A 24,900-nucleotide genomic window follows, 5' to 3' on the forward strand; every position below is an offset into this window, starting at 1 on the left:
AAATGGATGGCTCGCGGGTTCACGCGATCGCACCCTGTACCCCATGAGCGAACCGCTGCACAGGATCCGCGCGCTGCACACGCCGTCCACGATCACCGTCTACCAGGCGTACGCCCCGGAGATCGGCCTGCCCGCCGTCCAGGAGGGCCGTTTCCCCGCCGCGTGGAAGCGCGACAGGATGACGTGGATCAAGCCGTCGTTCCTGTGGATGATGTACCGCTGCGGCTGGGGATCCAAGGCGGGGCAGGAGACCGTCCTCGCTGTCGAGATCAGCCGTGACGGCTTCGAGTGGGCGCTGCGCCACGCGTGTCTGTCGCACTATGTGCCCGGCCTCCACTCCGACCGGGCCGCCTGGCAGCGCCAGTTGAAGCGTGCGCCTGTCCGCGTGCAGTGGGACCCCGAGCGGGATGTGCACCTCCGGTCCCTTCCGTACCGGTCCCTGCAGGTCGGGCTCTCCGGTGAGGCCGTGCGGCGCTACGCGGACGAATGGACGGTCGCCGTCCGGGACGTGACCCCGCTGGCCCACGAGATCCACGCCCTCGTCCGTGGTGGTGACCCGGCCTCCGCGAGCCGGCTGCTGCCGCGGGAACGCCCCTGGCCCGTCGACGACGCACAGCTCGCCCACCTCCTGGGGTGACGGGTCGGCTGCGAGCGCCGGTCACCCGTCGGCGGTGTAGACCACGAGTGTCTGTTCCGGATGTTCGGCCAGGTGGAAGGCCGTGTATGCGTACTCGGTCGGGCCGTTCCGGGGGTGGCAAAGGCGTTTGCGGCCGCTGTGGCGGGGCTGGACGTCGTAGCGGGGCCACCAGGACCGAACGTGGGGACTGCCGTCGTGCAGTTCCTCCACCAGACGGGTGTAGCAGGGATCGCCGGGGTGGCGGCTGGACAGCGTGCGGAGGCGGGCGAGGAGGCCGCGGGCCTCGGGTTCCCAGTCGAGGAGGACTGCTCGGGCGGCCGGCTCCAGGAAGGTCCAGCGGACGAAGTTGGGCGGCCGGCCGGAGTCGGTGACGAGCCGTTCGAAGAGGTCTTCCGTCGCCTGGTTGTGGCTGAGGACGTCGTAGTTGCCCGCGATGACGTACGCCGGGTTCGGCTGGAGCAGGTGCGGGACCGCGGCCGCCTCCGGGGTGAGCGGCTCAGGTTCGTCCGGTCCCGGTGTCGTCGGTCCGTGGCCGGCCAGGCGGAACAGGTGGTCACGCTCGTGCGCGTCGAGCCGCAGGGCCTGTGCGAGGGCGTTCAGGACCTGCTCGGAGGCGCGGATGTCGCGGCCCTGCTCCAGGTACGTGTACCAGGTGGCGCTCATCCCGGCGAGCAGGGCGAGTTCCTCCCGGCGCAGCCCCGGGGTCCGGCGCCGGCCGGTGCGGGGCAGGCCGACGTCGTCGGGAGTGAGGCGTTCCCTGCGGGTGCGGAGGAAGGCGCCGAGCTGACGGCGCCGGTCGGACTGCTCGGGCATGGCGTGGCACCTTCGGTTCCAGGATAAGCAGGCTCTGGATACCAGGCTAAGCCCGGTCGAGACTGGGGGTGAGCGGGCCGGACCGGGTCTGCGGAGATGAGGACGTCGGCATGCCGCAAGCACAAGCACTCCAAGGAAGCCAGGGCTCCCAGGAAGTACCGGGAATCCGGGGCAAAGTCGTGGCCGTCACCGGCGCGAGCGGCGGTATAGGGGAGGCGACCGCTCTCCTGCTGGCCGAACGCGGGGCCCGGCTCGTCCTCGGGGCGCGCCGCACCGAGCGGCTCGCGGAGCTGGCCGCGCGGATCGAGAAGGCGGGCGGCACGGCCGTACAGATCCGCACCGACGTGACCCGCCGGGACGACCTGCACGCCCTGGTCGCGCTGGCCCGTGCGTCGTTCGGGCGGCTCGACGTACTCGTCGGCAACGCCGGGGTCGGCACCATCTCACCCCTCGACGATCTGCGGGTCGAGGAGTGGGACCACATGGTCGACGTCAATGTGAAGGGGGTGCTGCACGGGATCGGTGCCGCACTGCCGGTCTTCCGGGAGCAGGGCGGGGGTCACTTCGTCACCGTCGCCTCGACGGCCGCGTTCCGTGTCGTGCCGACCATGGCGGTCTACGCGGGTACGAAGTTCGCGGTCCGGGCCATCTGCGAAGGGCTGCGCCAGGAGGCGGGACCGTCCGTGCGGGTGACCACCGTCTCACCCGGGCCGATCGCGACCGAGTTCGCCGAGGCGTCCTCCAACAGCCGGGTCAGGGCGGAGATCACGAGGATGCGGGACGAGATCGCCATTCCGCCCGACGCGATCGCCCGTGCCATCGCGTTCGCCGTCGAACAGCCCGCGGCGGTCGACGTGAGCGAGGTCGTCGTACGGCCCACCGCGCAGGGCTGAGCGCGGCCCGCCGGGGAGGGATCATGGCGGGGTGACCGGACTATCCCCCTACCAGCGGGACCTGCGCGACCGGCTCGCGGCGGTCCCTGTCCTCCCCGCGCCCGCTCCCTGGCGACCGGTGTTCGAGTCCTGTGCCGCGGTCGGAGGACTGCTCGGGATCGGGTTCGCGACGCATCCGGACAGCGGCGGCGACCTGGTGATGGTCGTCTCGTCCGCCGGTCACGGTCTCTTCGACGCCGTCACCGGCGAGAAGATCGCGCGGGATCACGATCCCGATCCGGAAAGCAGTACCCCGGACGCGGCCGCGGACCTGACCTGCCCGGGCCTCGGACCGCTCACCGGCAGCAGGGTGCACATCGCCGGGCTGTTCGGCGGCGGGCTGCACTCGACCACCGGCGACGGCTGGTGCGTGCAGGTCGTCTCGCCGGACTGGCCCCACCACCGTGTCCTGCTCTCCCACGGCAGCGGCATGCCCCACCGCGATCCGCACGGCGAGCGGTGGTGGCACGTCTTCCACTCCGACTGGTCCGAGCTCCGGGCCGTCGGCTTCTCCCCCTCCGGACGTACGCTCGCCGTGGCGACCAGCAGCGATGTGACGCTGTGGACGCGTCCGGAGGGTGCCTGAAGGAAACGGGACGGGGCGGCCGTCAGCCGTCCGCGCGGGCCGGCAGCCGCCAGCCGGGGCGGGGGAAGTGGCAGGTGTAGCCGTCCGGGTAACGCTGGAGGTAGTCCTGGTGCTCGGGCTCGGCCTCCCAGAAGGGACCGACCGGCTCCACCTCGGTGACGACCTTGCCCGGCCACAGTCCGGAGGCGTCCACGTCCGCGATGGTGTCCTCGGCGATCCGCTTCTGCTCGTCGTCGACGTAGTAGATCGCCGAACGGTAGCTGAGGCCGATGTCGTTGCCCTGGCGGTTCTTGGTGCTCGGGTCGTGGATCTGGAAGAAGAACTCCAGGAGCGTGCGGTAGTCGGTCTGCTCGGGGTCGAAGAGGATCTCGATGGCCTCCGCGTGCGTGCCGTGGTTGCGGTAGGTGGCGTTCGGCACGTCACCCCCGGTGTAGCCGACCCGGGTCGCCGTCACGCCCGGAAGCCGGCGGATCAGCTCCTCCATGCCCCAGAAGCATCCGCCCGCCAGCACAGCCCTCTGTGTCTGCGCAGCCATCGCTGTCCTCCCATATCTGCTCACGCGGGCCGGCCGACCGGCACACCGCCGGTGTCCCCCGGCCCGCTCCCTCCTCAACGCGCGAGGGAGCCGGGCGATTCCACGGCCGACCGATCACGCAGCCATGGTGCCTGTGTGACGTGGTTGCCCATAAGGTGCCCCAGTGACTGCCAACCTGAGTTCCACGAGAACCCGCGCCGCGCTGCGCACGTCGGCGCGGGTCTCCGCGGAGTTGCTGCTCATATTGCTCCTGCTCGCGGTGGCCCTGTGGCTCCTGGGCCGCACGTGGTCCGTGGTCTGGCCGCTGGTGATCGGTCTGCTGCTGACCACGCTGACCTGGCCGCCGACCCGCTTCCTGCTGCGCCGCGGGTGGGGTCCCGCTCTCGCCGCCTCGACGGTGACCGTGCTGTCGCTGCTGGTCGCCGCGGGCGTGGTGGCGCTGATCGCGGTGCCGGTGGCGTCCCAGTCCGGCGACCTGACCGACGGGGTGGTCGACGGCGTCCAGAAGGTGCGCGAGTGGGCCGCCGGACCGCCGTTGAACATCGGTGACGCCCAGATCGACAAGGCCTTCGACACCGCGGTCTCCCGCGCGCAGGACGGTCTCGGCAGCATGGTCGGCGCGGTCGTCACCGGAGTGAGCACCGTGGTGAACGGCCTGGTCACCGCCGTCCTGGCCGTGTTCCTGATGTTCTTCTTCCTCAAGGACGGCCCGCGGTTCCTGCCGTGGCTGGCCCGCCAGCTGCCCGGCCGGCTCGCCACCGACGTGCCGACCGTGGCCGCGCGCGGCTGGGACACGCTGGGCTCCTTCGTGCGGTCCCAGGCGGCCGTCGGCCTCATCGACGCGGTTCTCATCGGCCTCGGTCTGTGGATCCTGGGGGTGCCGCTGGTGCTCCCGCTGGCGGTGCTGACCTTCGTCTCCGCGTTCGTGCCGATCATCGGCGCCTTCTTCGCCGGGTTCGTCGCGGTGCTCATCGCACTCGTCTCCAACGGCCTGATGGACGCGCTGATCGTGCTGGCCATCATCGTCGTGGTGCAGCAACTCGAGGGCAACGTGTTCCAGCCCATGATCCAGAGCCGGGGACTCGGTCTGCACGCGGCGGTGATCCTGCTGGCGGTGACGTTGGGCGGCAGTCTCGCCGGAATCGTGGGCAGTCTGCTCGCGGTGCCGGTCGCCGCGCTGATCGCGGTGATCTGGGGTTACGTACGCGAGCAGCTCCAGGAGCCGCCCCAGGATCCCGGCACCGACGAGCCGGAGAGCGGCGTCGCCGCCTCCTGAGGGGCGGCACCTCGTCGGGCCCCGGGTGTCAATCATTTCGACCCCGTTGAAAAGGAACCGCGGCCGCGGCATCCCCGCCCTACGATCGCCCGCATGCGGATTCAACGGATATTACGGACAGCCGTCGTGCTCGTCCTGGCTCTCGCCGCGGCGCTCGGAGGCGCTGTGGGGACGGCACAGGCAGACGGGAGCCGGTCCTCCTCCGACGGGCAGTTGCTGTTCTACAACCACTCCTACGGCGTTCTCGACCGGGAGACCGCCGACGCGATCGAGCACTCCGACTACTTGAAGGACTTCGCCAACTTCCTGGTCCGCACCACCACCGGTGCCGGCGGGCAGACCTGGACCGGCCGCTACCTCATGGGCCGCGAGACCTACCTCGAACTGTTCGGAGTCGGTGACATCGCCGGCCCGGACGGCACCCTCGGCTCCGCCGGGCTGGGCCTGTCCACCGAACGGGACGGGGACCTGGCGACGGTCACCGAACGGCTGAGGAACGAGGGGGTCGCCGACCCCGTCGAGTTCCTCCAGACCCGGGACTTCGGCGACGGGGTGCCCGTGCCGTGGTTCGACGCCATCCTCACCGCCACCGAGTACGACGCCTTCGGCGCCTGGGCGATGGAGTACCGGCCCGAGTACTTCGCCGACCCCCGCAGCAACACCGAGCCGGCCGGCTTCCCCGGTGACGTGGGCCGGGAGCGGGTGCTGTCCGACGACTACCGCACCCACCTGATGCGTGACGTGACCTCCGTCCGCATCGCGGTCACCGAGGGCGACCTCGCCGACACCGTGCCGCTGCTGCGGGCCGGCGGGTTCGCCGTCAAGAGCGTGACCGGCGGGGGCGTCGTCGCGCAGGGCGGCGGCACCACGATCCGGTTCGACGCCGTCCCGCGTGAGCGGGCGGGTCTCCAGCGGGTCGAGATGTCACTCAACAGGCCCGTGAAGGACCGGCACGTGGAGCAGATCGGTCACTCGACCCTGACGGTCGGCCCCGGCAGCCGGGCCGTGTGGACGTTCGCGGCCAACGGCACCCGGTAGGCACGCACCGGCACCCGCAGGCAGCGGGGGCTTTGGGCGAAGGGACCGGGAACCCTCAGCCCCCGCTGCCGTACGGACGCGGAACCCTCAGCCCCCGCTGCCGTACGGACGCGGAACCCTCAGCCCCCGCTGCCGTACGGGCGCGTGAGGATCTCCAGCCGGTGGCCGTCCGGGTCGTCGAAGTACACGCCGCGGCCGCCGTCGTTGTGGTTGATCTCGCCGGGGCGGTGGTGGAAGGGGTCCGCCCAGTACGTCAGCCCCGCCTCCCGGACACGGGCGAAGATCGTGTCGAAGTCGTCCTCGGAGACGAGGAACGCGTAGTGCTGCGGCGTGATCCCCTCGGTCGTGTCCAGGTAGTCGAGGGTCACGCCGTTGGGGATCTCGACCGGGACGAAGGGGCCGTACTGCGGGCTCACCGTCAGTCCCAGGATGTCGGCCAGGAAGCGGGCCGAGGCGTGCTTGTCGCGCGCGGCGACGATGGTGTGGTTCAGCCGGACGGTCATCGCTGCCTCCTCGTTCCGACCGTACTCCGTGGAGTACGGCGAAGGGCCCCGGCGTGAGACCGGGGCCCTTCGTTCCTGCCGGGTGGGTCAGATCGTCGCCGTGTCGATCACGAAGCGGTAGCGGACGTCGCTGTTGACGACCCGCTCGTACGCCTCGTTGATCTCCGACGCGGCGATCAGCTCGATCTCGGCGCCGATGGCGTGCTCGGCGCAGAAGTCCAGCATCTCCTGGGTCTCGGCGATGCCGCCGATCATGGAACCGGCGAGGGTCTTGTTGCCGCCGATGAGCGAGAACAGGTTCAGGGAGATCGGCTCCTCGGGGGCGCCGACGTTGACCAGCGCGCCGCCCGTCTTGAGCAGGCCGAGGTACGCGCCGAAGTCCAGCGGGGCCGAGACCGTGGAGAGGATCAGGTCGAAGGTGCCCGCCAGCTCCTCGAAGGTGTTCTCGTCGCTGGTGGCGTAGTAGTGGTCGGCGCCCAGCTTGAGGCCGTCGTCCTTCTTGCGCAGGGACTGGGAGAGGACGGTGACCTCGGCACCCAGCGCGTGCGCGATCTTGACGCCCATGTGGCCGAGACCGCCCAGGCCGATCACGGCGACCTTCTTGCCGGGGCCGGCGCCCCACTTCTTGAGCGGGGAGTAGGTGGTGATGCCGGCGCACAGCAGCGGGGCGGCCTCGTCGAGGGACAGGCCCTCGGGGATGCGGACGACGTAGTTCTCGTCGACGACGACCTTCTCGGAGTAGCCGCCGTAGGTGGGCTCGCCGTCCTTGCCGATGCCGTTGTACGTGGGGACGTTGCCCTGGACGCAGTGCTGCTCCATGCCGGCCTTGCAGTTCTCGCACTCACCGCACGAGTCGACCATGCAGCCGACGCCCACCCGGTCGCCCACCTTGAACTTGGTGACGCCGGGGCCGACCTCGGAGACGATGCCCGCGATCTCGTGGCCCGGGACCATCGGGAAGATGGCCTCGCCCCAGCCCTCACGGGCCTGGTGGATGTCGGAGTGGCAGATGCCGGCGAACTTGATGTCGATCAGGACGTCATGCTCACGGACCGCCCGGCGCTCGATGGTGGTGCGCTCCAGGGGAGCCTTCGCGGCGGGGGCGGCGTATGCGGCGACAGTGGTCATGCCCGGGTTCTCCTAGCGAGGGGTCCGTGCCCGGCTGCCTTCTGTCCATCCGTCCGGGCACGATCCCCAGAGTGCCCAGCGAATCGTGATCCACCCAGGCCACAGCTTTGCGTACGTCCGCTGTTCCTACCACTGGCGGGGACATGATGGTGGACGTACGACCGTGAATACTTGACGTATGGACGAGATGGCCGAGGAACTGCCCGGAAGCGGCTCACTGGACCGGCGTGCCGAGCTCAGCGAGTTCCTGCGCACCCGGCGGGCCCGGCTGAAGCCGGAGGACGTGGGACTGCCGGACTTCGGGCGGCACCGCAGGGTGCCGGGACTGCGCCGGGAGGAGCTGGCGCAGCTGGCGGGCGTCTCCGTGGCGTACTACACCCGCCTGGAGCAGGGCAACGGCCGGAACGTCTCGACGGAGGTCCTCGACTCGATCGCCCGCGCCCTGCGGCTGACGGACGCCGAGCACGCGCACCTGACGCACCTGGCGAAGCCCATGCGGCACAAGAAGAAGCCGGCCGCGCGGACCGAGCAGGTGCGCAGGTCGATCCGGCACCTGCTGGACTCGATGGACGTCCCGGCGTACGTGTCGGGGCGGCGTTCGGACATCCTCGCCTGGAACCGGATGGCGGCGGCGGTCTTCGGCGACTGGTCGGAGCTGCCGGTGCAGGAACGCAACTGGGCCCGGCTGGTGTTCCTGCGGCCGGAGTACCGCGAGCTGTTCGTGCCGTGGGAGCAGAAGGCGACCGACATGGTCAGCTATCTGCGCATGGACGCGGGCTGCCATCCGGACGACCCCAGGCTGTCCGCACTGGTGGGCGAACTGTCCGTCAAGAGCGAGGAGTTCAGGCGGCTGTGGGCCACGCACGACGTCAAGGAGAAGAACTTCGGCGTCAAGCAGCTCCGCCACCCGCTGGTCGGTGATCTGACCCTGCACTTCGAGTCGTTCCCCCTGTCCGACGGCACCGGGCAGGCCCTGGTCACCTACCACGCGGAACCGGGCACCCCGTCGGCCGACGCGCTCAGGCTGCTGGCGAGCTGGGGCGCGGACGCGACCCGGGCGGGCGAGTCCGCGCACTCCTGACGCGGCTCAGCCCCGGTACGGCGGCGCGGCCCCCCAGTTCCACTTCGGCACGGGCTGCTCCGCGGGCGGCTTGGCGTCCGGTCCGGAGAAGTGCACCGCGAGCCGGGTGCCCCACTCGACGTAGGCGAGGAACGCCGAGCGGAACTCCGCGTCGGTGGGCAGGCCGGCCTCGTCGGCGGCGTCCTGGATGAGGTTCACCCAGCGGCGCCGCTGCGGCTCGGTGATGTCGCGGCCGAGGTGCTTGGCGACCATGTGGCCGTGGCCGCCCTGGGTCTCCGAGTAGGCGGTCGGGCCGCCGAAGACCTCGGCGAGCCACAGGGCGACGTGCTCGGCGTGGTCGGGGGCCAGGCCCGCGAACACCGGGGCCAGCAGGTCGTCGGCCAGGACCTTCTCGTAGAACACCGTGGTGAGCCGGCCGAAGGCCTCCGCGCCGCCCGCCCACGCGAACAGGGTGGGCACGGCCGCGCCCCGGCCGCGGACCGTGGTCGGCTTGTAGTGGCGCATCTCCTCGATGCTCCCGACGTACGGCTGGATCTCGGCGAGGAAGTCCGGGAAGAGCTCCGATTTGCGGAAGCCCTCCAGATGGTCCTCGGTGGAGGTCCAGGTGATGCGCAGCACGTAGTGCTCGAAGTCCTCCTCGCAGCGCGCCAGTTCGTAGTCGACGCACTGCGGGGCCGCCGCGAGCTGGGCGGAGGCGTGGGTGTAGGCGGACAGGAACTCCGCCGAGCGGTCTTCCGGGATGCGGTAGCGGATGTACTCGACGGTCTCTGTGGTCATACGGCCACTCAAACACGGCCGGCGACCGGAAGCACAGCGCGAAGGGCCCGCCGGAAAGGGTGCTTCCGGCGGGCCCCGACTAGCGTCGCGCGTGGATCACTTCGCGTAGTACGCGTTGTAGATCGAGATCGTCGACTTGTTGCCCTTCTTGTCGGCGATCTTGGCGTGGAAGGAGATGGCCTTCCCCTTCGCCGGGTTCTTCACGGTGATCTTGCCGCCCGAGACCGTGACCTTCTTCCAGGTCTGGCCGTAGTCGTACGACACGTACACCGCGAGGGACTTCAGGTTGGAGCCCTTGGCGGAGCCCTCGACGGTCAGCGGGATCTTGACCGTCTTGCCGGCCTCGACCCTGCTGTCCAGTCCCGTGGCCGCGTTGAAGCGGACCGTGGAGGCGGGCAGCTTGGTCAGATCGGCGGTCTTCTTGGACGAGAACGTCCAGCTCGCGTCGATGCGGGTGGAGGCCGCCGCGACCTTGACGCTGCGCTTGACCGAGGCCGTCAGCTTGTACGAGGCCTGGCCGGACGGGACCTTGAAGGTCTTCTCGCCGAACAGCGGGTCGTCGTTCGAGCCGACCTTGACGCCGTTCTTGTACAGCGTGGTGTTCACCGAGGTGAACACCGAGGAGCCGGCGTGGCCCTTGCCGTCCGCGAACAGCGGCAGGGAGCCGAAGATCTCGTTGCCGTCGCGGTACAGACCGAAGGTGGCGTTGAGATGCGGGCCGAAGACCGCGGTGTTGAAGGTCTTGCTGTAGGACTTGCCGCCCTGGAAGGACTGCGCGGCACCGAGCGTGTAGAACGCGTCGGCGATCGGGAAGCCGTCCGGGTCGACACCGCTGTCCTGCTCGAAGTCCATCTCCCACTTGACCCCGCTGGTGGTGGAGAGGTGCAGGGTGCGGGTGCTGGGCAGGGTCTGCTGGATGCCGATCGAGGAGGCGGAGAAGGAGCCGGGCAGCCAGCCCACGGCGTTGACGGAGCCCTTCTTGCCGCTCGCCGCCGCGCCCAGGCCGACCTTCACCTTGGCCAGCTCGCTCGCCTTGTAGTGCTTGGTGTAGCCGGTGGCGAACTGCTTCACCTTGCCGCCGGCCACGGTGTCGTACTGCTCGGTGGCGCCCTTGCTCCAGTGGCCGTCGAACTGCTCGCTGAGCGAGCCGTCGGTCACCTGCGGACCGAAGTGCGCGGTACGGAAGCCCGCGTACGAGTTCAGGAACCAGCCGTAGCCGAACCCGCCGTTGGGCGTGTCGATCTGGAAGCCGGGGGAGGCGAACTCCGACTTGGCGGCCGCGTCGGGCACGGTGATGTCGACCGGCTTGGCCTTGCGGGCGTCCAGCGTGATCGTCGTGTTCCTGGTGACGTTCAGCTTCGGCTGGACCAGCCAGTCGGCGCCCTTGGCGGCGTCCTCCGGGTCCACGAAGTAGGCGGAGTTGAGGATGTAGCCGCCCTTGGGCACACGGACGGTGACCGAGCCGTCCTCGTCGTACGGCGTGAACCACTTGCCGTTCGCGAGGCCGGAGATGCCGGACAGGTCCGCGCCGTAGTTCTTGGTCGGCTTGCCGTCACGGTCGAGGACGTTCAGCGTGACGTCGTACGACTCGACCTCCCGCTGCACCCCCGCCGCCGTGCGCACGGTCTGGCCGTCGCCCGTGGCGGTGACGTACGCCGAGTAGGCGCCGTCGAGGGTGCCGCCCAGCTTGGTGTTGACGGTGACGTCGACGGAGGCCTTGCCGCCCGCCGGGACCGTCACCGTGGTGGCGCCCAGCTTGAAGAAGCCGGCCGGAGCGGCCTGTCCCTTCGGGTTGGTGGCCGTCGACGACAGCTTCAGCGTGACGTCCTTGGTACCGAGGTTGCGGTACGTCACCTGCTCGGTGACCGGCTTGTCGTCGGTGTGCGGCCACTGCTGCGTGCCGAAGCTCACCGACACCGGGTCGGCGATGACGGTCTGCTTGATGGCCTTGTCGACCTGGACGCGGCCCGAACCCTGCTGGAACGGGGTGTACTTGCCGCCCTTGGCGGAGCCGGCCAGCGCACCCTTCAGCTCGGCGTAGCCCCAGTCCGGGTGCTCCTGCTTGAGGATCGCCGCCGCGCCCGCGACATGCGGGGTCGCCATCGACGTACCGGAGATGGTGAGGTAGCCGGCGGGCTTCTCGCCGACCTCCTTGGCGATGAGGCTGCCGGGAGCGGCGGCCGCGGTGATGTCCACGCCGGGCGCGGTCACGTCGGGCTTGATCTGCCCGTCGAGGCCGGGGCCGGTGCTGGAGAAGGACGCCAGCTTGTCCTTGTCGTCGACCGCGCCGACGGTCAGGGCGGAGGCGGCGCTGCCCGGGGAGCCGATGGTCTGGTCGCCGAAGTCGCCCTCGTTGCCGGCGGCGATGGCGAACAGGATGCCCTTGGTCTGCGAGAGCTTGTTGACCTCGGCTTCCAGCGGGTCGATCTCGGGGGTGTCGCCGCCGCCGAGGCTGAGGTTGACGACGTCGGCGCCCTGCTCGGCCGCCCACTCCATGCCGGCGAGGATCTGGGAGTCCTCGCCGTAGCCGTCGTCGCTGAGCACCTTGCCGTTGAGGAGCTTGGCGCCCGGCGCCACACCCTTGTACTTGCCGCCGGACTTCGCGCCGGTGCCGGCCGCGATGGAGGCGACGTGGGTGCCGTGGCCGAACTTGTCGGTCGCGTCGGCGGAGGTCGAGAAGTTCTTCGCCGCGACGACCTGGTCCTTGAGGTCCGGGTGGGTCGCGTCGACACCGGTGTCCAGGACGGCGATCTTGACGCCCTTGCCGTCGTAGCCCTTGGCCCAGGCGGTCGGCGCGCCGATCTGCGGCACGGACTTGTCGAGGCTGGCCTTGCGGACGCCGTCGAGCCAGACGTGCGCGATGCCGGAGGCGGTCCTGTCGCCGTTGGTGACCGCGGCCCACAGCTCGGGCGCGTCCTCCTGCGGCGTCTGCACGGCGTCGGCGTTCAGCGAGGTCAGGGAGTGGCGGAGGGTGCCCGCGTCCCGGACGTCGTCCTTGGCCGCGCTCGCTGCGCCCTTGTAGCCGACGATCACCTTCAGTCCCTTGCTCTGGGACTTGCGGGTGGCGGCCTTGTTGAGCTCGGTGACGTCGAACAGCCGCTGGTCGAGCTTGCCGCTCGACACCAGGCGGACCACGTCGGACGGCAGCACGTAGGTGTGGCCGTCGGCCTTGCGGAGCTGCACCGGTATGTGCTCGCGGCCCTTCGCGGGCTCCAGGCCCACGACACGGCCCTTGGCGTCCACGACGACGCGGTCACCGGTGATCAGGGTGATGCGGTGCTTGGGCGTGAGCTGCGCCTTGTTCGACTGCGAGACGTTCGCCGTCCGCTGCGCGTCCGCCGACGCCGGGCTGGTCATGCCCGCCGCGAGCGCTACCGCGGCCGCCGTGGCGATCGTGGCCGCGCATGCCTTTTTCACTTGTCTGCGCAAGTTTCCCCCTTGCAGAAGGACCGGGTGAATTCCCCGTTCACCCGGGCGGGGGGCAGACTCGCACACACGTATGCGCGCACCCCCCGGTGCTCGCAGTATGCCGAGGGGTGATCACGACCTCAATAGACAACTCCCCGACAGCAAAGTCTGTTACAAGACCGCCGGGTTCAAGGGGAGTTGGGCATGTCCGCCCGTCAGGAGGCGGCGTTCTCCTTCACCGTGATCCGGCCCTTGCGGATCGTGGCGAGGCGGGGGGCCTTCCTCGCGATGGCCGAGTCGTGGGTGACCATGACGAAGGTCAGGCCCAGCTCCTTCCACATGCGTTCGAGCACGTCCATGATCTCGTCGCGCATCGACTCGTCGAGGTTGCCGGTGGGTTCGTCGGCGAGGAGCACCTTCGGCTGCTTGACGAGGGCGCGGGCGATGGCGACGCGCTGCTGCTGTCCGCCGGACAGCTCCGAGGGCAGGTGCCTGAGCCGCTCCCCGAGCCCTACGGAGCCGAGGGCCTCCGCCGCCCGCTCCCGCCGCTCCCTCACCTTGACGCCGAGGGGTACGAGGGCGGTCTCGACGTTCTCCTGGGCGGTGAGGGTGGGGATGAGGTTGAAGGACTGGAAGACGAAGCCGATGTTCTCGCTGCGGACCTTGGTCAGCCGGGCCTCCGACAGTCTCGCCAGGTCGGTGCCGTCCAGCACGACTTCGCCCTCGGTGGGCTTGTCGAGTCCGCCGAGCATCTGGAGGAGAGTGGACTTGCCGCCGCCGGTGGGGCCCTGGATGACGAGGCGATCCCCGTCGGCGATGGTGAGGTCCACACCGGCGAGCGCGTCGACGGTGTCCTTGCCCCGGGTGTAGCGCTTGGTGACGCCTCTGAGTTCGTACATGGTGAGCTCCTGGATGGGTGGGGTTCGGGGTGTGTGGTGCCGGCTGCCGGCCCGGTGGTGGGTTGATCGCGCTGCCTGGGGGCGCGGGGAACTGCGCGACCGGCCACGGCGCACCCGCACCCGCGAGACCACAAGGCGAGGCACATCCGTGGGCGCACCGGCACACCGGCACACCGGCACCGCGGCGGACGCCCGCTACTCGACTCGGCGCAACGCGTCCGCCGGCCGCAACCGCGACGCGCGCCAGCCGCCGAACGCCCCGGCGACGAGACCGCCGGCCACCGCCAGGCCGACCGCGACCGCCACTGTCGTGAGGCTGACCGGGGCGGTCAGGGCCACGTCCAGCGTCCTGGCGGCCACCCGGCGTCCGGGGCCGCCGAAGCCGCCGCCACCGGGACCGCCCGCTCCGCCGCCGCCCCCGCCCAACTGCGCTTGCAGGGTGGGGCTGACGGCCGTGACGACGTACGCCCCCGCGAGTCCGAGCGCGATACCCAGCGCTCCGCCCAGCAGCCCGTTGACCATGGCCTCGCCGACGACCTGCCGGGTCACCCGTCCCGACTTCCAGCCCAGCGCCTTGAGCGTGCCGAACTCCCGCACCCGGCGCGACACCGCGGACGAGGTCAGCAGTCCGGCGACGAGGAACGCGGCGACGAGCACGGCGATCGACAGCCACTTGCCGACGTTCGAGGCGAGCGACGACGCCGTCGACAGCGAGCCCGACACGGTGTCCGCGAGATCCGCCGAGGTCGTCACCGTCGTACCCGAGATGTTCTTCTGGATCGCCGACTTGACGGAGTCGATCTTCTGGGAGTCGGTCGCCTTGACGTAGATCGTGGTGACCTTGTTCTTCGAGTCGCTGAGGGTCTGCGCCTGGGTGAGCGGGACGTAGACGTCGGCGGCCGCGTCCCCGCTGTCCGCGGTGGCGACGCCGATCACCTTGTACTTGACGCTCTTGACGGTGAGGGTGGAACCGACCTTGAGCTTCTTCTCCTTGGCGTACGCGGAGTCCACGACGGCGACCTTGGCGTCGGTCTCGGTCGACTTGAACCCGCGGCCGCTGGTGATCTTGGAGGAGGTCAGCGGGCCGAGGGTCGTCTTGGTGACGTCGGTGCCGAAGACGGAGTAGTTGTCGACGTCGAAGTCGGCGCCGCCGCCCTGCACTTCACCCTGCGGCTGACCGGTGCCGCCGCCGTTGCGGCCGAAGCCGCCCGCACCGCCCCCGTTGCCGTTCTGCTGGAACTGGCCGCGGGTGAACTGGCCGTTGATCTTGACGACTTGGAGGCTCAGCCCGCCGACCGCGTCCGAGACGCCGGTCTGCCGGCCGACCTTGGCGACCGTGGAGGAGGACAGGGTCTGGAAGCCCTGGACCATCACCCGGTCGCTGCTCTGCTCCGCGTCGGAGCCGTTGTCCTGCGCGTCGAACCGGAAGCGCGGCCGGTCCGACGAACCGGACTGCGGCTGGGCCGCCTTGGTGACCGTCATGTCGGTGCCCAGCCCGTACAGCGACTGGAGGACCTTGTCCTGGGCCTTCCCCATGCCGGACGACACGGAACTGACCACGATGACCAGCGCGATCCCGAGCGCGAGCCCGGAGGCGACCACGAGGGCCGCCTTTCTGCGGCGGCGCAGTTCGCGCCTCAGGTAGGTGAAGAACATGGCCGCAAGCTAGGTACGGCGCGTGATGACTCCATAAGGCCCATATAAGAGCTGCATGAGAAGGCTGTGGTCGGCCCCGGAAACACCGATGCCGCCCCTGAGGACGGCATCGGAAAGCTGTGAACGGGCTAGGGGTCAGACCGCCGACCCCGCCTTCCAGTCCGCCCAGCTCAGGTTCCAGCCGTTGAGGCCGTTGTCCGGGGCCACCGTCTTGTCGCCGGTGTTCTTGACGACCACGACGTCGCCGACGATCGAGTGGGTGTACATCCAGTAGCCCGCGGTGCCGGTGTCGTTGGCGCCCTTGGTGTCGGACAGGCCCACGCAGCCGTGGCTGGTGTTCACGGAGCCGAAGATGGACTTGGCGCCCCAGTAGTTGCCGTGCATGAAGGTGCCGGAGTTGGTGAGCCGCAGGGCGTGCGGCACGTCCTTGATGTCGTACTCGCCCTTGCCGTCGTCGTCGGTGAAGCCCACGGTCGCGCCGTTCATGCGCGTCTCCTTGAACTTCTCCGAGATCACCATGGTGCCCTCGTACGTCTTGTTCTCCGGAGAGCCGGCCGAGATCGGGATCGTCTTGATCGTCTGGCCGTTCTGCGTGACCTTCATCTGCTTGGTCTTGGCGTCGACGTACGAGACCTGGTTGCGGCCGATCTTGAAGGTGACCGTCTTCTGCTGGACGCCGTAGACGCCGTCGGCGCCCTCGACCCCGTCGAGCGCGAGCTTCAGCGTGACGGTGGAGTTCTCCTTCCAGTAGTCCTCGGGGCGGAAGTCGATGCGGTTGGCGTTGAACCAGTGACCGACGACCTCCTGACCGCTGCTGGAGGAGACGGTGATGCCCTTCTGGACGGCCGCCTTGTTGGTGATCGCCTTGTCGAAGTTGATCGACACCGGCATGCCCACGCCGACGGTCGAGCCGTTCTCCGGCGTGAAGTTGCCTATGAAGCTGTTGGCCGGGGAGACCGTCGTGAAGGAGGCGTTCTCGTGGGCGGCGAGCCCGTCGGCGTCCTTGGCCTCCGCGGCGACCTTGTAGGTCGTCGAGCGCTCCAGCTGGGCGTCGGGCTTCCAGCTGGTCCGGTCGGCGGACAGCTCGCCGGCGACCTCCTTGCCGTCGGCGGTCGTCATCGTCACGTCGGTGAGCGTGCCCTTGCTCACGGTGACGGCGGCGGAGTTGTTGATGGAGGCGTTGTCGGTGCCGTCCTTGGGCGTGATCCTGATCTCGGCCTTGGAGCTCTTCTTGGCCGCCGCCTCGTCGGCCTTGGCCTGCGAGGTGTCGTTGCCGCCGCCGCTCGACGACGAGTCGTCGCCGCTGGAACAGGCCGAGAGCACCAGCACCCCGCCGAGCAGAGCGGACGCGACCGTCAGGCCCCTGCGCCGCTTACTGACCGTCATCACACGCTTCTCCATCGTTGCCGAATCCCAGAAACCCCGAGAGTCCCCGTCAATAAAACCTAAACGCTACGACCGGTTCGTCCCGTTCCACCTTGCGAGGAGGTGTGGGGCACACCACTTCCGCTGTGGCGGCAGGTGCGTCTGTCGGTCCGTGCGACCCCTGAGACGACGAAACCCCGGACGGCGGTTGCCGCCCGGGGTCACGAATTTCCCCAGCGCGCTCAGCCGACGACCTCGTCTTCCTCGTCTCCCTCGACATCATCCTCGTCGAGGTCCCAGTCCGGCGAATCCGGGTCGTAGTCGATGCGCTCGCTGCTCCAGGACGCCTGGGCCAGTTCCACCCCCGGCACCTCCCCGACCAGGCCGAACGGGTCCACGAGATAGGCGAGGGCCTCCGCAGTGTCTTCCGTCACAGCACCCTCGGCGTGCGCCCGTTCGTCGTCCGGCATGTCCGGATCCTCCGTGATCCGCGCCAGCGCGGCCCGGGTCACGGCGTCCTGGTCGTCGACCTCGACGACGAGTTCCACCCGAAGCCGCACAAAACGTGATGTCTCTTCAGTGCTCATGCCCGGAGCGTAAAGCCCATGCCTCCCGTGACTTTCCCGTGACCCGCGCCTTTCACTAACATCGCCCCACACGGCCAATTCGCCAGCACCACAAGGGGATCGATATTCCGTGTCATCCGTTCGTCGTCCGTTGCTGACCGCCACCGCCGCGGGGACCCTGCTGGGCGCCCTGTGGTTCGTCCCGTCCGCCAACGCGTCCCAGGACACCCCGGCGAGAACAGCGCCGTCCGCGCAGGCCACCACCCAGGCGCGGGCCACGACCACGAGCGCCGAGACCTCCACGGACACCGCCCGGCTCGCCGACACCGGCAGCTTCGACACCACGCCGTACGTCGTCGGCGGCACCCTGTTCCTCACGCTGGGCGCGGGCTTCGTCGTCTATTCCGTACGCCGGGAACGCCTCGGTTTTTAAACGGGCTTGACGATTTCTTGGTGAGTCCTTCATGGTCCGCCCATCAAGAGATCATCGAGGGCGCGGGCCGCCGCTGCGACCGTGGCCCCGGGCCGCTCGCCCACGCGCTGTCCGGCCTTCCGCCGGCCGACACCGACGCGAGCGCGCACAACACCGTGCGACGGCGCCGAGAAGGCCGTCGAGGCCGTCCCCGACGGAAGCGCCGCCTGCTCCGGCGGGTTCGCCATCGCGGCCGACGGCGAGAGCCTCAAGATCAGTCGGCAGCACCGTCTCCACGTACCCCACGGTCGACTTCGCCCCCTGGGCAGCGGCGGGGCGGCCACCGTGCCGGCCACCGTGCTCGACGCCCAGGTGGACAAGCTCAGGTGACGCCGAGGGCCCCCGCCGCGGTCGTACGGCGAGGGCCCTTCGTGCTGTCTATCGCAGGGGACCGGTGACGGCCTCCACCGCCGACACCAGCCGCCCCTCGCGCACGAACGCGTCGGCGGCGGCCAGGTCCGGTGCCAGGAACCGGTCGGGCCCCGGCCCCTCGACTCCCGCCTTGCGTACGGCGGTGATGGCGGCCTGCGTGGCCGACGCCGGGCTCAGGCCCTCGCGCAGCTCCACGGCGCGCGAGGCGGCGTAGAGCTCGACGGCGAGGACCCGGGTGAGGTTGTCGACGGCGGTGCGCAGCTTGCGCGCGGCCGACCACCCCATCGAGACGTGGTCCTCCTGCATCGCGGACGAGGGGATCGAGTCCGCGGACGCCGGAACGGCCAGCCGCTTCAACTCGCTGACCAGCGCGGCCTGGGTGTACTGGGCGATCATCAGCCCGGAGTCCACGCCGGCGTCGTCGGCGAGGAAGGGCGGCAGCCCGTGGGACCGGTTCTTGTCGAGCAGCCGGTCGGTGCGCCGCTCGGCGATCGACGCGAGGTCGGCGACCGCGATGGCGAGGAAGTCCAGGACGTAGGCGACGGGCGCGCCGTGGAAGTTGCCGTTGGACTCGACGCGTCCGTCCGGAAGCACGACGGGGTTGTCGACCGCGGACGCCAACTCCCGCTCCGCCACCAGCCGGGCGTGGGCCAGGGTGTCCCGCCCGGCCCCGGCGACCTGCGGCGCGCAGCGCACGGAGTAGGCGTCCTGGACGCGGGGCGCGTCGTCCTGGTGGTGCCCGGTGAGCTCCGAACCCTTCAGCACGGCCAGCATGTTGGCGGCGGAGGCGCCCTGGCCCGGGTGCGGCCGGATGGCGTGCAGTTCGGGGGCGAGCACCTTGTCGGTGCCGAGCAGGGCCTCCAGGGACAGGGCGGCGGTGATGTCGGCGGACTTGTAGAGCATGTCCAGGTCGGCGAGCGCCATGACCAGCATCCCGAGCATGCCGTCGGTGCCGTTGAGAAGGGCGAGGCCCTCCTTCTCGCGCAGCTCGACGGGCGCGATCCCGTGCTCGGCGAGCAGCTCACCGGCGGGCCGCACGACCCCGTCCGGGCCCTCTGCGTCCCCCTCCCCCATGAGCGTGAGGGCGCAGTGGGACAGCGGCGCGAGGTCACCGGAGCAGCCGAGCGACCCGTACTCGTGGACGACCGGGGTGATCCCGGCGTTGAGCACGTCGGCCATGGTCTGCGCGACCTCGGGCCGCACGCCGGTGTGTCCGGAGCAGACGGTCTTGAGCCGCAGGAACATCAGCGCCCGTACGACCTCCCGCTCCACCCGCGCTCCCATGCCCGCGGCGTGCGAGCGGACGATGTTGCGCTGTAGCTGCGCCCGGAGCTCCTGGCTGATGTGCCGGGTCGCGAGGGCGCCGAAGCCCGTGCTGACGCCGTAGACGGGCTCGGGCTTGGCCGCGAGGGCGTCGACGATCCCTCGGGCAGCGGCGAGGGCGGTGACCGCCTCCTCGGCGAGCTCGACACGGGCACCGTCCCGCGCCACGGCAAGGACGTCGGACGCGGTGACCCCGGACGTCCCCACCACCACAGTGTGCATATCCATATTCAGGAGCGTACGCACTGAATTCCAGGATGTCACTACCGGGTCGGGGTCCCGCCCCTTACCGCCACACGGCTCTCAGGCCGGGCGCCCGCGGAACGTCCGGCGCTCGGCCTTCCGGCCGGAAGGAGTGGCGTCGGCCAGCCGTACGACGGGGTCGTCGGGCCCGCCGCGCCCCGCGACGACCGGCCTGTCGGCACGCTCGGCCTTGGCCCGGTACTGCGCGGCGTCGGCCAGCCGGAAGAGCCGCCGGGCCGAGCGCACCGGCCCGATGGGATCCGCGGTGGAGGCGACCCCGCAGGCCACGCCCTCCCCCAGCTCCAGCTCCCCGGCCCGCCGGCAGAGTTCGTCGGCGGCCCTGACGACGTCGTCGGCGGGCGGTCCCACGGCGAGCAGACAGAACTCGTCCCCGCCGAGCCGTGCGGCCAGGGCGCCCGGCAGCATGGCGCCGCACAGCGACAGCACCGACCCGAAACGTTCCAGCAACCGGTCGCCCACGGCGTGCCCACGGGTGTCGTTGACCCGCTTCAGCCCGTTGAGGTCGCAGACCACGAGACTGACGACGACACCGTCCCGCTTGTGGCGGTCCACGGCCTCGTCGAGCCGCGCGTCCACCGCACGGCGGTTGGCTAGCCCGGTCAGCGCGTCCGTGAAGGCCAGCCGTCTCGCCTCCTCCAGCCGCTCCGCCTGGGCGATCCCGGCGGCGACCACGGCGGCCAGCACGGTCGCGAAGTCGGCGTCCTCCCTGCCGAAGACCGGGGCCCCGGTGGGCCGGGCCACGTACAGCTCCCCCCAGGCCCGGCCGTTCAGCACGATGGGAGCGACCACGCAGCTCCCGCGGCCCCTCCGGCGGAGCGCGGCGACCCGCTGGTGCACATATCCGGGCGGGCCCCCGGCCGCCGGGCCCTCCGCCGTCTCCACCCACGCGTTGGGCTCCCCGCCCCCGGCCCACCGCTCGTGCAGGAACTCGGTGATCTCCGGGAACTGGTGCACGGGGTACGCCTCACCTTCGGGGAACTCCTCCTCGCCCGCGGTCCGGTCCCCGACGTTCACCAGCACCCTGAGCCGGCCGAGCTCCCGCTCCCACACGGACAACGCGGCGAAACTCCCGCCGAGCGCACGGCACGCCCCGGCGGCGGCGGCCCGCCACGCCTCCCGCGAGCCGTGGGCCGCCGCCATGCCCTGAGCCAACGCGACGACCGCGGCCAGCCGGATGTCCTCACCCATCAGTCCAGGTTAGGGAGGATGTGGGGGTATGCGGTGATGTGGTTGGTCCGTTCGAGAAACACCCGGGGTGCCGGGGGCGGCCGTCGGGCGGCTACCGGTGCGTCCTGGATCAAGGGCGCGGGGAACTGCGCAGAGCGTCCGCGCCCCCACCCGCACCCGCACAACATGCCGGCTACAGCCCAGGCCACCGAGGCGCACGGCGTTCGTTGAACGCCGCCACGCCCTCCGCCCGGTCGCCCGAGAAGGCCACCGCCCGCCAGGCCGCGTCCTCCACCTCGAGCCCGGCCCGCAGATCCAGTCCCTGACCCAGCCGCAGCGCGCGCTTCGCCGCCCGCAGCCCCACGGGCGAGTTCGCGGCGATCCGGCGCGCGAGCGCCAGCGCCTCCGTCCGGTCCTCCCCGGCCGCCACGAGCCGATCCAGCAGCCCCAGGTCGCGGGCCTCCTCCGCCTCCACCCGGCGCGCGGTGAAGATCAGCTCGGCGGCCCGGGCCGCCCCCACCCGCCGGGGCAGCAACTGCGTCCCACCGCCTCCGGGGATCACGCCCACCGACACCTCAGGCAGCCCCACCACCGCCGTGCGGTCGGCCACGATCAGGTCGCACGACAGCGCCAGCTCGAACCCCCCGCCCAGCGCGAACCCGTGCACCGCGGCGATCGTCGGCACGGGCAGCTCCAGCACCCCCGTGTACGCCCCCCGGGCCACCGGCCGCTGCCGTACCAGGTCCGCGTCGCTGAAGGAGTTCCGCTCCTTCAGGTCGGCCCCCACACAGAAGGCCCGCTCGTGCGTCGAGGTCAGCACGACCACCCGCACCCCCTGGTCGGCCCCCAGCGCGGCACAGGCGGCGGCGACGGACCGGGCCATCTCGGTGGAGACCGCGTTCATCGCCTTGGGCCGGTCGAGGACCAGCTCGGCGACGCTCCCCTCCTCGTGCCGCCTCACCAGCACGAACTCCCCGAACCGCTCCTCGCCCATGACACCCTCCCGGTTAACGCGGGTTAACAAGAACGCTCCGATCATCGCAGCCCCACTCCCGCCGCGAAAGGTTCCCGCCGATCCACCCGACACCCCGTTCGAGTGACATCCCACCCAACTCCCCCTCCACCGCCCACGGCAGCGCATAACGTGCGCCCCGCCACGGCGCACAGGGGGCGCGGGCACCCAGGGGAGGAAGCATGACGGCGACGATGACGACGACAGCCATGGCGGAGGACGGTGGCACCCGTCTGTTCGGACCGCGTGGCCGGCACCGCAAGCCCCGCCCCCGCAAGGTCCTGCTCGCGGCGGGCGGCCTCGCCCTGGCCGCCGGTGCCCTGAGCCTCGTACGGCTGACCCCGGACACGGGAGCGGGCGGCTTCGGCGCCGCGGAGCCCGACCCCCGGGCCGCGCCGGGCACGGACGCGGACATCGGCACCGGCCCCGGCCCCGGCACGGACCGGGCGACGAACGCCGCCGCGACCCTGGACGCCGTTCCGGAGGCGAGCCCGTCGTCGACCACGGCGATGGGCGGGGTCTCCGCGACCCCGACCGCGGGTTCCTCCCCGGCCCCCGCGGGGTCCGCGACCGCCGTTCCCCTGCCCTTCGCGGCGGCCCCCACGACGATCCCGGAGGCGCCGAACACCCGGGCACCGGCCCCGGCCCCGGCCCCCACGACCACCACCGCACCTCGCGCACCCCACGCGCCGGCGACGACGGCCGCCCCGCAACCGCCTCGGACCACGCCTCCACCGGCAGCGACCCCCGCGCCTCGGCCCACCCGCTCGACCCGGCCCGACCCGGGCCTGTGCGTGCCGATCATCGGCCTGTGCGTGCGGCAGGGCGGCTAGGGCCTGTCCGCCCTAGGGCGCGACGTCCCTGCGGGTCAGCAGCCAGGGCTCGACGACGCCGAGGCCACGGACCGGCCGCTGCCACATCGGCTGAAGCGCGAAGCGGTAGGTCGGCGGCTCCTCGCCCTCCTTCTCGGCGGTGGCCGCGGCCTCGGCCGCCTCCGCCTCGGAGGCGGGGGCCTCGCCGTGGCGGATCAGCTCCTCGGCGAACGCGCTGTCGACGAGGACGGCGTCACGGGGAGCTATCGAGGTCAGCCGGGAGGCGAGGTTCACCGTCGTCCCGAAGACATCGCCCATGCGGGTGGTCACCGTGCCGAAGGCGATGCCGACGCGCAGCTCGGGCATGGTCTCGTCGTTGGCCATGGTCTCGATGAGCCGCAGGGCGATCTCGGCGGCCACCGCGGCGTCGTCGGCCGCGTACAGCACCTCGTCGCCGAGGGTCTTGATGAGCCGTCCGCCCCGGGCCGCCACCAGGTCCGCGGCGGTGGTCTCGAAGGCCTCGACGAGCTCGCCGAGTTCCTCCTCCTCCATCCGGCGGGTCAGCCGCGTGAACCCGACGAGGTCGGCGAAGCCCACGCACAGTCGCCGGTCGACCATCTCCTCGTCGTCGGCGGCCTGCACGACCCGGCCGGCCGAGGCGGCGAGCTGGCGGCGCCAGACGTAGACGAGGAACTCCTCCAGCTCGGGCAGGAGCAGCTCGATGATCGGGTACGTCACCTCGGTGCGGGTCATGCCCGGTTCCGGGGGCTCGGTCAGGCCCTCCAGGAAGGAGTCGATCTGCCACTCGGCGAGCCGGGCCGTGGTCTGCCCGGTGGACCGCGCCACCTGCACGGCCATGGCCTCGCTCAGCAGCCCCGCCTCGACGAGACCGGCGAGCCGGCGCAGCGCGAGCACGTCCGCCTCGGTGAACGCCTTGGCCTGGCCGACGTCGGCGAAGCCCATCGCCCGCCAGAAGCGGGTGGCCAGCTCCATGGAGACGCCGGCGGTGCGGGCCGCCTGAAAGGGGGTGTAGCGCCGCTCGGCGCCGAGGATGAGCTGTTCGAGACGCACGGCGAGCGGGTGCGGGATCGCGTCCGCGCCGGAGCCCGTGTCGTCTGCGGTCACGCCTGCTGCCCTTCCGATCTGTCACGGTCAGGTATCGACCGGCCTCAACTGTACGGCAGGTGTGCGGTAGCTCACGTCCTCCCTCCGTCAGGAGGAGCGGGAAGACCGTGGCCGGCCGATGTCCCCGGTCGGCTGCGGGCCGACTGCGGCCGGTCGCGTCCACGCGGTGGAGCCGCACGCCGCCACAGCCCCGCGCCCTGGGGAGCCACGGCTCACGCCGGTCGCAGGTGGACGATGTCCCCCGCCCCCACCGGCTCCTGTACGCCCTCCTTCGTCGCGATCACCAGGCGGCCGTCGCCGTCCACCGCCACCGCCTCGCCGACCAGTGCGCGGTCTCCGGGCAGCTCCGCCCGTACCGTCCTTCCCAGCGTGGCGCACCCCGCCGCGTACGTCTCCTGGAGGCCGCTCACCGCCGGGTCGCCGGCCGCAGCCCGCCAACGGCCGTACCACTCCTCCAGGGAGCGCAGGACGGCCCGCAGCAGGGGGTCCCGGTCGGTGCTCACCGCTCCGGCCAGCGCCAGCGAACCCGCGGTGGGGACGGGCAGCTCGTCCTCCCTGAGGGTGACGTTGATGCCGACGCCGATGACGACGCCGCGGTCGCCGGCCCGTTCCGCGAGGATCCCGCCGGCCTTGCGTTCCTCGCCGCCCACGGTGACCAGGAGGTCGTTGGGCCACTTGAGAGCCGTGTCCACGCCGGCCGCCCGGGACAGGCCCGTGGCCACCGCGACCCCGGTGAGCAGGGGCAGCCAGCCCCAGCGGGCGACCGGCACGTCAGCCGGGGTCAGCAGGACGGAGAAGAAGAGGCCCGAGCGGGGCGGTGCCGTCCACCGGCGGTCCAGGCGGCCGCGGCCGGCGCTCTGCTCCTCGGCGACGAGGACCGCGCCCTCGTCCGCCTTGCCCGCGGCGGCACGGGCGACCAGGTCGGAGTTGGTGGACCCGGTGCCGGACAGCACCTCGATCCCGGACCACAGCCCGCCGTCCCGCACCAGTCCGCGGCGCAGCGCGGCGGTGTTGAGGGGCGGCCGGTCGAGGTCCGACCAACGGCTGTCGTCTCCTGAAACATCTCGCGGCGTCATGCAAGCCACCCTAGGTGTGTGAAACGCCGCACTGCTGATTCGTAGGGGCACCACTACTCTACGGATGAGTAACCGTC

23 protein-coding genes are annotated in these 24,900 nt (G+C 71.1%); 8 read left to right on the top strand and 15 right to left on the bottom strand.

Features of this window, described 5'->3' with window-relative positions; all coding sequences use genetic code 11:
* The first annotated feature begins 43 nt into the window (after positions 1-43).
* Positions 44-637: a DUF4291 domain-containing protein gene (locus ACIQJT_RS23680; RefSeq protein WP_402646417.1), complete on the top strand. Its 594-nt coding sequence runs from the start codon at positions 44-46 to the stop codon at positions 635-637.
* Between the two features lie 21 nt (positions 638-658).
* Here ACIQJT_RS23680 and ACIQJT_RS23685 read toward each other — a convergent pair whose 3' ends face one another.
* Positions 659-1,450 (bottom strand): helix-turn-helix transcriptional regulator, encoded by a 792-nt coding sequence (locus ACIQJT_RS23685; RefSeq protein ID WP_402646420.1) that lies wholly within the window; start codon positions 1,448-1,450, stop codon positions 659-661.
* 110 nt (positions 1,451-1,560) lie between these two features.
* Between ACIQJT_RS23685 and ACIQJT_RS23690 the strand changes: the two genes are divergently transcribed.
* Complete coding sequence (locus tag ACIQJT_RS23690) at positions 1,561-2,343, top strand: SDR family oxidoreductase (RefSeq protein ID WP_402646423.1); 783 nt, start codon at positions 1,561-1,563, stop codon at positions 2,341-2,343.
* Between the two features lie 31 nt (positions 2,344-2,374).
* The gene (locus tag ACIQJT_RS23695) at positions 2,375-2,968 is read left to right on the top strand and encodes a hypothetical protein (RefSeq protein ID WP_402646425.1); all 594 of its coding nucleotides are present in this window, start codon (positions 2,375-2,377) and stop codon (positions 2,966-2,968) included.
* A gap of 22 nt (positions 2,969-2,990) precedes the next feature.
* Here the strand turns inward: ACIQJT_RS23695 and msrA are convergent, their stop codons facing one another.
* Positions 2,991-3,503: a peptide-methionine (S)-S-oxide reductase MsrA gene (msrA, locus tag ACIQJT_RS23700; protein ID WP_280849619.1), complete on the bottom strand. Its 513-nt coding sequence runs from the start codon at positions 3,501-3,503 to the stop codon at positions 2,991-2,993.
* Between the two features lie 163 nt (positions 3,504-3,666).
* Here msrA and ACIQJT_RS23705 point away from each other — a divergent pair, with 163 nt between their 5' ends.
* Positions 3,667-4,779, top strand: a complete 1,113-nt coding sequence (locus ACIQJT_RS23705; RefSeq protein WP_402646429.1) for an AI-2E family transporter — start codon at positions 3,667-3,669, stop codon at positions 4,777-4,779.
* A gap of 93 nt (positions 4,780-4,872) precedes the next feature.
* Positions 4,873-5,817: a DUF5829 family protein gene (locus ACIQJT_RS23710; protein WP_402646431.1), complete on the top strand. Its 945-nt coding sequence runs from the start codon at positions 4,873-4,875 to the stop codon at positions 5,815-5,817.
* A gap of 119 nt (positions 5,818-5,936) precedes the next feature.
* On the opposite strand, the gene ACIQJT_RS23715 is transcribed toward ACIQJT_RS23710, so the two are convergent.
* Together ACIQJT_RS23715 and ACIQJT_RS23720 are read right to left on the bottom strand one after the other, a co-directional pair.
* Entirely contained in the window at positions 5,937-6,320 is a 384-nt protein-coding gene (locus ACIQJT_RS23715; RefSeq protein ID WP_365455513.1) for a VOC family protein, read from the bottom strand.
* A gap of 87 nt (positions 6,321-6,407) precedes the next feature.
* Positions 6,408-7,448, bottom strand: coding sequence for an NAD(P)-dependent alcohol dehydrogenase (locus tag ACIQJT_RS23720; RefSeq protein ID WP_365455516.1), 1,041 nt, complete (start codon positions 7,446-7,448; stop codon positions 6,408-6,410).
* 178 nt (positions 7,449-7,626) lie between these two features.
* Here ACIQJT_RS23720 and ACIQJT_RS23725 point away from each other — a divergent pair, with 178 nt between their 5' ends.
* Positions 7,627-8,529 carry a helix-turn-helix domain-containing protein gene (locus ACIQJT_RS23725; RefSeq protein ID WP_402646436.1) on the top strand — a complete coding sequence of 301 codons (903 nt, stop codon included), beginning with the start codon at positions 7,627-7,629 and terminating at the stop codon, positions 8,527-8,529.
* A 6-nt stretch (positions 8,530-8,535) separates the two neighbouring features.
* Here the strand turns inward: ACIQJT_RS23725 and ACIQJT_RS23730 are convergent, their stop codons facing one another.
* The 6 genes from ACIQJT_RS23730 to ACIQJT_RS23755 form a co-directional block, all read right to left on the bottom strand.
* Positions 8,536-9,306: an antibiotic biosynthesis monooxygenase gene (locus tag ACIQJT_RS23730; RefSeq protein ID WP_365455522.1), complete on the bottom strand. Its 771-nt coding sequence runs from the start codon at positions 9,304-9,306 to the stop codon at positions 8,536-8,538.
* A 96-nt stretch (positions 9,307-9,402) separates the two neighbouring features.
* On the bottom strand, positions 9,403-12,723 hold the full coding sequence (locus tag ACIQJT_RS23735) for a S8 family peptidase (RefSeq protein ID WP_365456195.1): 3,321 nt from the start codon (positions 12,721-12,723) through the stop codon (positions 9,403-9,405).
* A 206-nt stretch (positions 12,724-12,929) separates the two neighbouring features.
* Complete coding sequence (locus ACIQJT_RS23740) at positions 12,930-13,613, bottom strand: ABC transporter ATP-binding protein (RefSeq protein WP_402646440.1); 684 nt, start codon at positions 13,611-13,613, stop codon at positions 12,930-12,932.
* Positions 13,614-13,808: 195 nt separating this feature from the next.
* Positions 13,809-15,269 (bottom strand): ABC transporter permease, encoded by a 1,461-nt coding sequence (locus tag ACIQJT_RS23745; RefSeq protein ID WP_402646443.1) that lies wholly within the window; start codon positions 15,267-15,269, stop codon positions 13,809-13,811.
* Positions 15,270-15,404: 135 nt separating this feature from the next.
* Complete coding sequence (locus ACIQJT_RS23750) at positions 15,405-16,670, bottom strand: Ig-like domain-containing protein (RefSeq protein ID WP_053847344.1); 1,266 nt, start codon at positions 16,668-16,670, stop codon at positions 15,405-15,407.
* Positions 16,671-16,876: 206 nt separating this feature from the next.
* Complete coding sequence (locus ACIQJT_RS23755; protein WP_402646446.1) at positions 16,877-17,221, bottom strand: hypothetical protein; 345 nt, start codon at positions 17,219-17,221, stop codon at positions 16,877-16,879.
* A gap of 109 nt (positions 17,222-17,330) precedes the next feature.
* On the opposite strand from ACIQJT_RS23755, the gene ACIQJT_RS23760 reads away from it, so the two are divergent.
* Positions 17,331-17,633, top strand: a complete 303-nt coding sequence (locus ACIQJT_RS23760; RefSeq protein ID WP_365455534.1) for a hypothetical protein — start codon at positions 17,331-17,333, stop codon at positions 17,631-17,633.
* A gap of 417 nt (positions 17,634-18,050) precedes the next feature.
* Here ACIQJT_RS23760 and hutH read toward each other — a convergent pair whose 3' ends face one another.
* From hutH to ACIQJT_RS23775, 3 genes are all read right to left on the bottom strand, one after another.
* Entirely contained in the window at positions 18,051-19,589 is a 1,539-nt protein-coding gene (gene hutH / locus ACIQJT_RS23765; RefSeq protein WP_402646522.1) for a histidine ammonia-lyase, read from the bottom strand.
* Positions 19,590-19,670: 81 nt separating this feature from the next.
* Positions 19,671-20,819, bottom strand: coding sequence for a diguanylate cyclase domain-containing protein (locus tag ACIQJT_RS23770; RefSeq protein WP_402646450.1), 1,149 nt, complete (start codon positions 20,817-20,819; stop codon positions 19,671-19,673).
* A gap of 172 nt (positions 20,820-20,991) precedes the next feature.
* Positions 20,992-21,792, bottom strand: a complete 801-nt coding sequence (locus ACIQJT_RS23775) for an enoyl-CoA hydratase-related protein (RefSeq protein WP_365455540.1) — start codon at positions 21,790-21,792, stop codon at positions 20,992-20,994.
* A 200-nt stretch (positions 21,793-21,992) separates the two neighbouring features.
* Between ACIQJT_RS23775 and ACIQJT_RS23780 the strand changes: the two genes are divergently transcribed.
* Complete coding sequence (locus ACIQJT_RS23780; protein WP_402646453.1) at positions 21,993-22,643, top strand: hypothetical protein; 651 nt, start codon at positions 21,993-21,995, stop codon at positions 22,641-22,643.
* Positions 22,644-22,655: 12 nt separating this feature from the next.
* Here ACIQJT_RS23780 and ACIQJT_RS23785 read toward each other — a convergent pair whose 3' ends face one another.
* Together ACIQJT_RS23785 and ACIQJT_RS23790 are read right to left on the bottom strand one after the other, a co-directional pair.
* Entirely contained in the window at positions 22,656-23,747 is a 1,092-nt protein-coding gene (locus tag ACIQJT_RS23785; RefSeq protein WP_053850919.1) for an adenylate/guanylate cyclase domain-containing protein, read from the bottom strand.
* Positions 23,748-23,959: 212 nt separating this feature from the next.
* Positions 23,960-24,823 carry a biotin--[acetyl-CoA-carboxylase] ligase gene (locus ACIQJT_RS23790; protein ID WP_365455546.1) on the bottom strand — a complete coding sequence of 288 codons (864 nt, stop codon included), beginning with the start codon at positions 24,821-24,823 and terminating at the stop codon, positions 23,960-23,962.
* Positions 24,824-24,900: the final 77 nt, after the last annotated feature.

The sequence above is a fragment of the Streptomyces sp. NPDC091972 genome, from assembly GCF_044756385.1.
GTDB lineage: Bacteria > Actinomycetota > Actinomycetes > Streptomycetales > Streptomycetaceae > Streptomyces.